Below are 9,746 nucleotides of genomic sequence, written 5' to 3' on the forward strand. Positions count from 1 at the left end.
CGTCGGCGGGGGTGCGCTGGTCCTGCCGTGCCTGGTAGTCGGCCAGGCGGCTGGAGAGCTTCCCGGGCGACAGCTCAGCCTGCGGGTGATGGCCCTCGCGGCGGGCGACCCACCAAGGCTTGTGGTCACCCGAGGGGTCCCGGGTGGCGCCGACCTCGAACCGCCACTCAGGGAACTCCGACTCCAGCCAGGCGATCGTGGCGGCGTGCTCGTCCGCGACCGTGGTCGACGCCTCGGTCGTCTGCGTGTTCTGCCTGTGGTCGGTCACAACACCGCCTTCCGTCCGTCTCGTCATCTGTCTCATCTCTATCTCATCATCGGCATGTCACATGAGGTCCTGTACCCGTGCTAACGCGGCGCCGGACGTGAACGTTCCGGATCTCGCGGAACGGCGGCGCAGCGGCACCAACGGGGTTACCCTCCGCCGATCTCGGGGCCCGAGCCTGGCCAGTCGGCCATCGCAGGCTCCACGCCGCGTCAGCCGCGGCCCGACAGAGGGGTCTTCCGTGGCAGCAGCTCACCCGCACGGTCCGCGCCGCGCACGCACCGCACGCCTGCGCCGGCTCGGACTCGTCCTGCTCGTGCCCTCCGCGGCGCTCCTGGTGTCGGCCTGCAGCACCCTGCTGGGGCGTGGCTCGGGTCCGCAGGTCCGCGAGGTCCTGGTCGACTACGACCACGACGAGTTCGCCACGTCGCTGCTCGGCTACTTCCCGCGGTCGGTGACGGTCCGCCCCGGCGACACGGTCCGGTTCAAGCAGCACTGGACCGGCGAGCCCCACAGCGTGACGATGGGCCGACTCGTCGACGACGTCCTGACCAAGATCGTGCCCGAGTTCGAGCGGTACGAGGGCACACCGATGTCCGACATCCCACCCGAGGTGATCGAGCAGGTCGATCAAGCCATGGCGGACCTGCCCCCGTGGATGCTCGACGACGACATCGAGGCCGGGGTCAACCAGAACGCCGCCCAGCCGTGTTACCTGGCAGACGGCGGACCGCCGGAGGACCCCGCCACCCCGTGCGCCGACGACGACCAGATCCAGCCGGCGTTCACCGGCCGCCACAGCTTCTACAACTCCGGCTTCATCCCCTACGAGGGCCCGAAAGGCAACGTCTTCGAGGTCCCGATCGCCGCGGACGCGGCGCCGGGCACCTACTACTACTACTGCAACGTCCACGGGCCGTTCCAGAGCGGCGCGATCACGGTCGTCGGGGCCGACCAGGACATCCCGTCCCAGGCCGATGTCGCGCGTCAGGCGCGCACCGAGATCGAGGCATGGGCGGAGCCGCTGCGCGAGGCCTACGAGCTGGGCAAGTCGGTCGACGAAGCGACCTTCGACGCGTACGGCCCGCCGGAGACCGTCCGCAAGCCGTTCGCCGGCTTCGCGGCAAACGACCTGTGGGTGCACGGCCTGATCAGCGAGTTCATCCCCCGGGAGATGCGCGTGAAGGTCGGAGAGGAGGTCAGCTGGTCGTTCGTCGGGCCCCATACCGTCAGCTTCCAGGTCCCGCCGTACTTCTCGCAGATGCAGGTCGAGGACGACGGCACCGTCGTCTACAACCCACAGGCGGTCCTCCCCATCGGCGGGCCAGGCGCCCCGAAGGAACCCGCCGAACCCGAGGGCGAGGGTGGATCGCCCGCCGAAGGCGAAGGTCCGCCCGCCAACGGCGAGGCGGCGCCCGCCGACGTGGACGGCCCACCGGAGCGCCCCGCGCCCCCAGCGGTCGACGCCGGCAGGTGGGACGGACAGACGTTCCTGTCCTCGGGCATCTTCCACGAAGGCACCTACTCGGTGACGTTCACCCAGCCCGGCAGCTACCGCTACGCGTGCCTGATCCACCCCCGCATGATCGGGACGGTCGTCGTCCAGTAGGCCAGGAGCGAACCACCGATGTCGATCGCGACCGAGGCAGCCACCCCCGGGACCGCCGCCGGGGGTGGCGTCGCGGTACGGCCAGCCGGCCGGTTCACGTCGCGCGACCGGGTGTTCGCCGTCGCGTTCGCTGCCTACGCGCTCATGTCGCTGGGGGCCTTGGCCGCGGGGCTGGTCTCGGCGACGGCGATCCCGGTCGGGTGGCACGACGCGCTGCACGACCTCGGCTTCGTCTACAGCGCAGGTCTGATCGGCCGCTCCGCGCAGGCGCTCGCCGACGCCGCTCACAACACCCAGCCGGTCGCCGGCCTGATCATCGACTACGGCTTCAGCCTGTTCAACCTCGCCCTGGCGGGCTTCCTGATGTGGCTGCGTCCCCGCGACCGCACCGCCCGGCTGCTGGCGGTCGCGCTGGTCGGGACGGCCGCGATCTTCAACCTGCAGGCCTACAGCGTCTACGAGGCGCTGGACGCCGAGCTGCTGGAGACCGCCATCCACATCGGCTTCCACGCGGTCGCGGCGGTGGCGTACGCCCTGGCCCTGTTGCTGTTCGCCGACGGGTCCGTCATCCCGCGGTGGTCGCGGGGGCGCCTGGCGCTGCTCTACGCCCCGCTGGTCGCCGGCGCCGTCATGGGTGCGGTCGCCATCCGCGGCACCTCGCGGGTGTTGGCCATCATCTTGATCTTCGGCCTGGTCACCCCGGCGGTGGGGGTGGCGGCGCAGGCCTACCGCTACCGCACCGCCCGGACCGACGCCGACCGCCTGCAGGCGCGGACGCTGTTCTGGGCGCTGCTCCCGGCCCTGCTGCTGGGCGTGTACGTGCTGCAGCGCGGCGTCGCCGGGTCGGCGTTCGAGGCCTACCAGGGCCGTCCCCTCGACATCATCCCGGTGGCACTGTTCCGCGTCTTCCAGCCGGTCTTCGCCCTCATCCCGGCTGCGCTGTTCGTGGGACTGGTGCGGTTCCGTCTGTGGAACATCGACCGGGTGATCACGCGCACGCTGGTGTACGGGGCGCTGGCGGGCTTCGTGACCGTCGTCTACGTCGGCGTCGTCGTCGGCCTGGGTCGGCTGGTCGGCGCCCAGGGCAACAACCTGGCGCTGTCGGTGCTGGCCACCGGTGTCGTGGCGGTGGCGTTCGAGCCGTCCAAGGAACGGTTGAAGACGGTCGCCAACCGCCTGGTCTACGGCCGACGCGCCACCCCCTACGAGGTCCTGGCCGACTTCTCCGAGCAGATGGCCGAGTCGGTGACCACCGACGAGAAGCTGTCGCGGATGGCCCAGATCCTCGCCACCGGGACGACCGCGACCCGCGCCGACGTGTGGCTGGTGGTCGGCGGGGAGCTCCGCCCGGCTGCGGCCTGGCCCGGCGACGCCCAGGGCAGTGGCCCGGTCAGGATCGACGGTGGGACGCTGCCGGAGCTGCCTGACACCACCGCCGCCGTCGCGGTCCGCCACAACCAGGAGCTACTCGGCGCGCTGAGCGTCACCCTCCCGGGGCAGGAGACGCTCGCGCCGATCGAGGAACGGTTGCTGCGCGCGTTGGCTGACCAGGCGGGGCAGGTGTTCCGGACGGTGCGCCTCACCGCCGAGCTCCTCGACCGACTCGATGACCTGCGCGCATCGCGGAAGCGCCTGGTGGCCGCACAGGACGAGGCGCGCCGGCGCCTGGAGCGCAACCTCCACGACGGGGCGCAGCAGCAGCTGGTGGCGTTGAAGGTGAAGCTCGCCCTCGCCGAGCGTCTGGCCGAGCAGGGCAAGCCGGTCGGCCCGTTCCTCCACCAGCTCGGTGAGGACACGGCCGACGCGATCGTCACGCTCCGGGACCTCGCTCGGGGGATCTACCCCCCGCTCCTTGCCGACCGGGGGCTGGCGGCCGCGCTGGAGGGCCAAGCGGCCAAGGCGGCCGTGGCCGTCCACGTCGACGCCCGAGACCTCGGCCGCTACCCGCAGGACGCGGAGGCGGCGGTGTACTTCTGCTGCCTGGAGGCCCTACAGAACATCGCCAAGTACGCCGACGCGACCGCAGCCACCGTCCGCCTGCGCGACCACGGCGACCGGCTGGTGTTCTCGGTCACCGACGACGGTCGGGGTTTCGATCCCGTCACGACCCCGCGGGGCGCCGGGCTGCAGAACATGGCCGACCGGCTCGACGCGCAGGGAGGCGGCCTCGAGGTGCACTCGCAGCACGGGCGCGGGACCACGCTGTCGGGGTTCGTCCCGGTCCGCCGCCTCGACGCCTGACGCCGGGCGCGAGGCCGGCGGGCGCGCGATCACCGCAGTGGCACGAAACTCGCGGCTGTCAGGACCCGCACCCGACGCGTGCGGCGTTCCTCGCGGACGAAGAGAGTGACCAGTTCCTCTCCGCCGGGCCCGATCGGCATCACCAGCCGGCCGCCGTCGACCAGCTGCTCGGCGAGCGGCTGGGGGACCTCCGGCGCGGCTGCGGACACCAGGATCGCGTCGAACGGGGCGTGGTCGGGCAGACCCCGCGTCGGGTCGTCGCTGACGACGGTGACGTTCCGGATCCCGGCGTGGGCGAGGTTGGTGCGGGCCTGTTCGGCCAGATCCTCCGACCGCTCGACCGCGAACACCTCCCGGGCCAGACGAGCCAGCAGCGCCGCCTGGTAGCCCACACCGGCTCCGACCTCGAGTAACCGTTCGTCACCGTCGAGCTCCAACGCCTGGATCATCAGCGCGACGATCGAGGGCTGCGACGTCGCCTGACGGCGACCGATCAGGATCGCGCGGTCGCGGTAGGCGTGGCGCTCCCGCCCGGGCGGCACGAACCCGGCGCGGTCGACCGCGCGGATGGCGGCGATCACCCGCTGGCTGCGGACACCGAGCCGTGCTGCCGCCCGGACCAGGTCCTGACGCGAACGTTGCAGGAACATCTCGAGCGCCCCTGTCGGCTGCGCACAGCTTGCCACCTGCGGCCGATCGGAAGAAGCAGCGTGGCGGGACGACCTGGGTGGGCGGCATGTGCCGCCGCGAGCGTCGTCGTGGCCGCTTCAGACGTCGGTCACGAGAACAGTGCGGCCTGGACCCCGTCGAGGTGCAGCGGTGGGCGGGGGGCCGGTGGCTCGGCCGCCGCGGTACCCGGCGGCGGTTCCAGCGGTGGGGGAGGCATCGGCGGGAGCGGACCGCGTTGCACGGCTCGGCGGAAAGCGTCGGCGGTGGGCCCCAGACCGACCGGGGCCAGTGCCCGTCGCACCTGGGCGAGGTCCACACCCTTGGCCAGCGTCGCGGCGAGGTCGACCGGCCCCCGTGCCAACGGGGCCATCAGCTCGAGGTTGCGTTCGACGTCGCCCCGGCTGTCGCGCAGCCGTGCTGCCAGGTCGGGGGGCAGGTCGCCGATCCCGGCGTACAGCGCACCCACGGACCCCCAGGATCGCAGCAGTCGGGCGGCGGTGCGCTGCCCGACGCCCGGCACGCCCGGGAGGTCATCAGAGGGATCTCCGCGCAGGGCGGCCAGCTCGAGGTACTGGGTGGGTTGGACCCCGAACTCGTCTTCGACCGCGGCGGGGTCGTACACGGCCAGATCAGCCATCGTGCGTCTGGGCCGCAGCAGCGTCGCCCGATCCGACACCAACGCCAGCAGGTCGCGGTCGGAGGACACCAGCGTGGTGCGCACGTCGGCGATGCCGGCGCCGGCCACCGTCGCCGCGAGCACGTCATCGGCTTCGTGGCCCGGTGTCGACAGGACCGTGAACCCGCAGGCTGCCAGCAGGTGCGCCAGGTCCCGCAGCTGTCCCACGAAGGCGGGGTCGGGGGCGGGGCGGCTCGCCTTGTACCGCGGGTGGCGGGCTTTGCGGATGCTGTCGGGTGAGTCGAAGGCGACGACCACACCGGCGTACGGGCCGTACCGCCAGACGCTGCCGAGCATGCGCACGACGCCGCCGGTCAGCCACGGGCCGCTGTCGCGTTCGTCGGTCAGCGCGTGCCAGGCGCGGTGCGCGAGGGAGTTGCCGTCGACAGCCAGCAGCGTTGACACGGCCGCACGGTAGCGGGGCGCCGCCTGCAGTTGCGGTACCCATCGCCGGCTGCTTGCCTTCGACGGGTCGGACGGGTAGTGGGGACCGTGTCGGGTCTTGGGGGTGGTGTGGCACGACGGCGGATGGTGGTCGCCGCCCTGGCTGCGCTGATGGCCGTGACCGGTGGCGACGCGAGCGCTGCCCCGGTCGACGACCTGCGTCGGCGCATCCAGGACTCCCAACACGAGCTGGAAGCGGCCAACCAGGGGCTGGCGGTCGTCACCACCTCCGTGGAGGAAACGCGCGCGGCGCTGGCCGACGTCGACGCGCGTCTGACGGCCAGCACCCAACGGCTCGGGGAGCTCGAAGCGGAGCTCGCCGAGCGGCGCGACGCGTTGGCGTCAGCGGAGCAGAAGCTGGCCACGGCCGAGCGTGAGCTGGCCACGGCTCAGGGGCGCACCCAGGAGGCCACCCGCGCGCTCGACGCCGCCACCGAGGAGTTGCGGCGCACCGAGGCCGAGCTCGACCGCGAACAGACCACCTTCGAGACGCAGGCAGCCGACGCCTTCAAGCGCGGCCGTACCGGGCAGGTCGGCGGCCTGCTGCAGGTGGTGTTCGCCACCGATTCGCCCGGCGACGCCGCGCGCGGTCTGCGGGTGGCGCGATCGGTGCTGGCTCACCAGGACCAGGTGGTGCAACGCTTGGACTGGCTCCGCGCACAGGTGGCGGCCCACCGACAGACGGTGGCGGCGTTGCGCCGCCAGCGGATGGTCGAGGAGGCGGTGGCGCGGGCGGCCCGAGAGGACGTCGCAGACCTGACCGAACAGCGCCGGGTGCTGGTGGCCGAGCAGGCATCGCTGGTGGGCGACCAGCGTGACCTGGTCGCCCAGATCACCGCCGACCAGGCCAGCCAGCAAGACCTGCTGCGCCGCCTCCACGTCGACCAGCGCTCCTACGAGGGGCTCGTCTCGCACCTGGAGGCGGAGTCGCAGCGGCTCGAGAACGAGCTCGCTGCGGAGCTGGCCCGCCTCGCACGTGAACAGCGTGCCGCGGCGGCGCGAGCTGCCAAGGCCGCCGCGAAGGCCGCCGCCGAGAAGGCCGCCGCCGACAAGGCCGCCGCCGACAAGGCCGCTGCCCAGAAAGTCGCTGCCGACAAGGCCGTGAACAGGACCGCCGCGAAGGCACCCGCCCAGCGGCGAGCGCAGACGGCGGTGGCCCAGCCGGGCTCCTCCGACAGCGGACAGCTGGCGTGGCCGACCGCTGGCCGGGTCACGTCCGGCTTCGGGTGGCGCACCCACCCCGTCTACCGCACCCGACGCCTGCACGCAGGCATCGACATCCCCGCCCCGACCGGGCAGGCGATCGTGGCCGCAGCGGACGGGGTCGTCGTGTCCGCCGGGTGGCGCGGCGGGTACGGCAACGCCGTCGTGATCGCCCACAGCGATGGGCTGGCGACGCTGTACGCACACCAGTCACGGCTGGCCGTCCGGGCGGGGCAGCGGGTGCGACGCGGCCAGGTCATCGGTGCGGTCGGTTCCACCGGCCTGTCCACAGGGCCGCACCTGCACTTCGAGGTCCGCGTCAACGGCGTCCCACGCGACCCCATGCGCTACTACTAGCTGCTCCTGGTCGCGCCGGATCGGCGCTCAAGTGGACGCGATCGGCGCTCAAGTGGACGCGGTCGGCGTCCGAGGAACCCGTGGTAGGTCGTCGCCGCCCGCATGCCGCCCGGATGCTGCCATGAGCTGTCCCGCACGCCGGTCCCTGCGCCGTGGCGCACTCGCGTCGGTGCTGGTGGCCGCCGTCGTGCTGACCGCCCCACCCGGCGCCCTGGCGGCTGACCCGTCACCGCGGGGCGAGAGCCAACGGCTCCTGGTCGGGTTCGTCGGTGAGGGGGCAGCGGCCGTCCGCGACGAGCACGGGTTGACGGTCCACCGCCGACTGCCCCTCACCGGGACCGAGGTGCTGACCGTCCCGCCCGGCCGAGACCCCGAAGCGGTGGCGGCGCGCCTACGCAACCATCGCGCGGTCCGCTTCGCAGAGGTCGACCGCCGGATCACGCTGACGGCCTCCGATGCGGGGTTCGCGCACCTGTGGGGCCTGCACAACACCGGCCAGACCATCTCGGGCCGCGCCGGCGTCGACGATGTCGACGTCGATGCCCCCGAGGCGTGGGCGATCACCGACGGCGCGCCCGAGACGATCGTCGCGGTGATCGACACCGGGGTCGACATCGGCCACCCTGACCTCGCGCCGCGCGTCTGGCACAACCCTGGCGAGGAGGCGGGCAACGGTGTCGACGACGACCACAACGGGTTGGTCGACGACGTCACCGGGTGGGACTTCGCCAACGACGACGCCAGCGTGTACGACTCACCCGACGCCGACTGGCACGGGACCCACGTCGCCGGGACGGTCGCCGCCACGCTCGACGAGAAGGGGGTCGTGGGGGTCGCGCCGGCGGTCACCGTCCTGCCGCTGAAGTTCATCGGCGCGGACGGCTGGGGCCACCTCTCCGACGCGGTCGCCGCAGTGGAGTACGCCGGCCAGGCCGGGGCGCGGATCATCAACGCCAGCTGGGGGTACGTCGGGCCGTCCTCCGCCGCCCTCGAGGCCGCCATGAGCGAGTCCGAGGCGGTCGTCGTGGCTGCCGCGGGGAACGAAGGCGTGGACAACGACCTGATCGCCTCGCAGCCGGCCAACTCCATCCTGCCGACCGTCCTGTCGGTGACGTCGGTCGACAACACCGGTGCCGTCCCGCTGTTCGCCAACACCGGACGCACCACGGTCGATGTCGGGGCCCCGGGCGTCGACGTCCTCTCGACCTACCCCGGAGGTCAGTTCGCGTACGCGTCGGGGACGTCGATGGCAGCGCCGCACGCCGCCGGTGTGGCGGCGCTGGTGGCCTCGCACGCCCCGTCGATGACGGCCAAGGAGGTCGTCGACCACGTCGCGGCCCACGGGCAGCAGCTCGACAGCCTCGCCGGCCGGACCGTCACCGGTCGGGTGGTGAACGCCGGTGCGGCGGTGACCGCTCTGCTCCGTGCGCCCTCGGCGCCGCGAGCCGTCTCGGCCACGCCCAGCGACGGGGCGGTCCAGCTGGACTGGCAACCCCCCGCCGACGATGGCGGGACCCCCATCACCGGGTACACGGTCACGGTCGCACCCGGCGGTCAGCAGCTGACGCTCGCGGCCGGCACCACCAGCACCCGGGTCGCAGGGCTCACCAACGGCGTGACCTACAGGCTGGCCGTGGCGGCGACGAACGCGGTCGGGACCGGCGCCATCGCCGAGACCACCGCCGTGCCCGCCACCGTCCCCGACGCGCCCCGCCACGTCGCCGCCACGGCCGGGGAGACCACCGCCACGGTCACGTGGGCCGCGCCAGCCTCCAACGGTGGCAGCCCGATCACCGGCTACGCCGTCCGCGCGACCTCGGGCGGAGCGACGGTCACCGTCGCAGCGGGCGCCACGTCGGCCCAGGTCGGTGGACTGGCGACCGGGACCACCTACAGCTTCACGGTGGCCGCGAGCAACGCGATCGGGACCGGAGCGGCGGCGGCTTCACCGGCCGTCCTGACCCACCGCCCCGGCAGCTTCGACGGCGACCCGGCCACGACCGAACGCGTCGACGCCTCCGATCCGGTCTCGGTCGGAGTGCGCGCCAGCCGGGCACGGTTCTCCTCCGGCGGCGCCAGGTACGCCGTCGTGTCGCGCCACGACGTGTTCGCCGACGCCCTGGCCGGCGCCCCGCTCAGCGCCGAGGGCCCGCTTCTGCTCACCCCGAACGGCCACCTGGACCGGAGCGTGGCCGAGGAGCTGCGGCGCACCGTCCCCGGCGGGGCGGTCGTGTACCTGCTGGGAGGGCCGGCCGCGCTCAGCCCGGCGGTGGAGGACGCCC

7 protein-coding genes are annotated in these 9,746 nt (G+C 73.1%); 4 read left to right on the plus strand and 3 right to left on the minus strand.

The annotated features are described in order from the left end of the window. Positions 1-295: hypothetical protein (locus M3N57_01065; protein ID MDP9021298.1), on the minus strand; the 295-nt coding region annotated here is incomplete at its 3' end. Between the two features lie 211 nt (positions 296-506). Between M3N57_01065 and M3N57_01070 the strand changes: the two genes are divergently transcribed. Both M3N57_01070 and M3N57_01075 read left to right on the plus strand, forming a co-directional pair. Further along, positions 507-1,874: a hypothetical protein gene (locus tag M3N57_01070; GenBank protein ID MDP9021299.1), complete on the plus strand. Its 1,368-nt coding sequence runs from the start codon at positions 507-509 to the stop codon at positions 1,872-1,874. A gap of 18 nt (positions 1,875-1,892) precedes the next feature. Continuing rightward, positions 1,893-4,115: a histidine kinase gene (locus M3N57_01075; GenBank protein MDP9021300.1), complete on the plus strand. Its 2,223-nt coding sequence runs from the start codon at positions 1,893-1,895 to the stop codon at positions 4,113-4,115. A 29-nt stretch (positions 4,116-4,144) separates the two neighbouring features. On the opposite strand, the gene M3N57_01080 is transcribed toward M3N57_01075, so the two are convergent. Then, on the minus strand, positions 4,145-4,801 hold the full coding sequence (locus M3N57_01080; GenBank protein MDP9021301.1) for a protein-L-isoaspartate(D-aspartate) O-methyltransferase: 657 nt from the start codon (positions 4,799-4,801) through the stop codon (positions 4,145-4,147). Positions 4,802-4,893: 92 nt separating this feature from the next. Further along, positions 4,894-5,865, minus strand: a complete 972-nt coding sequence (locus tag M3N57_01085; GenBank protein ID MDP9021302.1) for a flap endonuclease — start codon at positions 5,863-5,865, stop codon at positions 4,894-4,896. 123 nt (positions 5,866-5,988) lie between these two features. Between M3N57_01085 and M3N57_01090 the strand changes: the two genes are divergently transcribed. Beyond that, positions 5,989-7,464, plus strand: coding sequence for a peptidoglycan DD-metalloendopeptidase family protein (locus tag M3N57_01090; protein ID MDP9021303.1), 1,476 nt, complete (start codon positions 5,989-5,991; stop codon positions 7,462-7,464). Positions 7,465-7,585: 121 nt separating this feature from the next. Continuing rightward, positions 7,586-9,746, plus strand: a 2,161-nt coding sequence (locus tag M3N57_01095; GenBank protein ID MDP9021304.1) for a S8 family serine peptidase, incomplete at its 3' end; no start/stop codon positions are given.

The sequence above is a fragment of the Actinomycetota bacterium genome, assembly GCA_030776725.1.
GTDB lineage: Bacteria > Actinomycetota > Nitriliruptoria > Nitriliruptorales > JAHWKO01 > JAHWKW01.

Bases quoted from the DNA above. Each gene is read 5' to 3' on its own strand.
- M3N57_01075 (MDP9021300.1), top strand. From the start codon at position 1,893: ATGTCGATCGCGACCGAGGCAGCCACCCCCGGGACCGCCGCCGGGGGT.
- M3N57_01090 (MDP9021303.1), top strand. From the start codon at position 5,989: ATGGTGGTCGCCGCCCTGGCTGCGCTGATGGCCGTGACCGGTGGCGAC.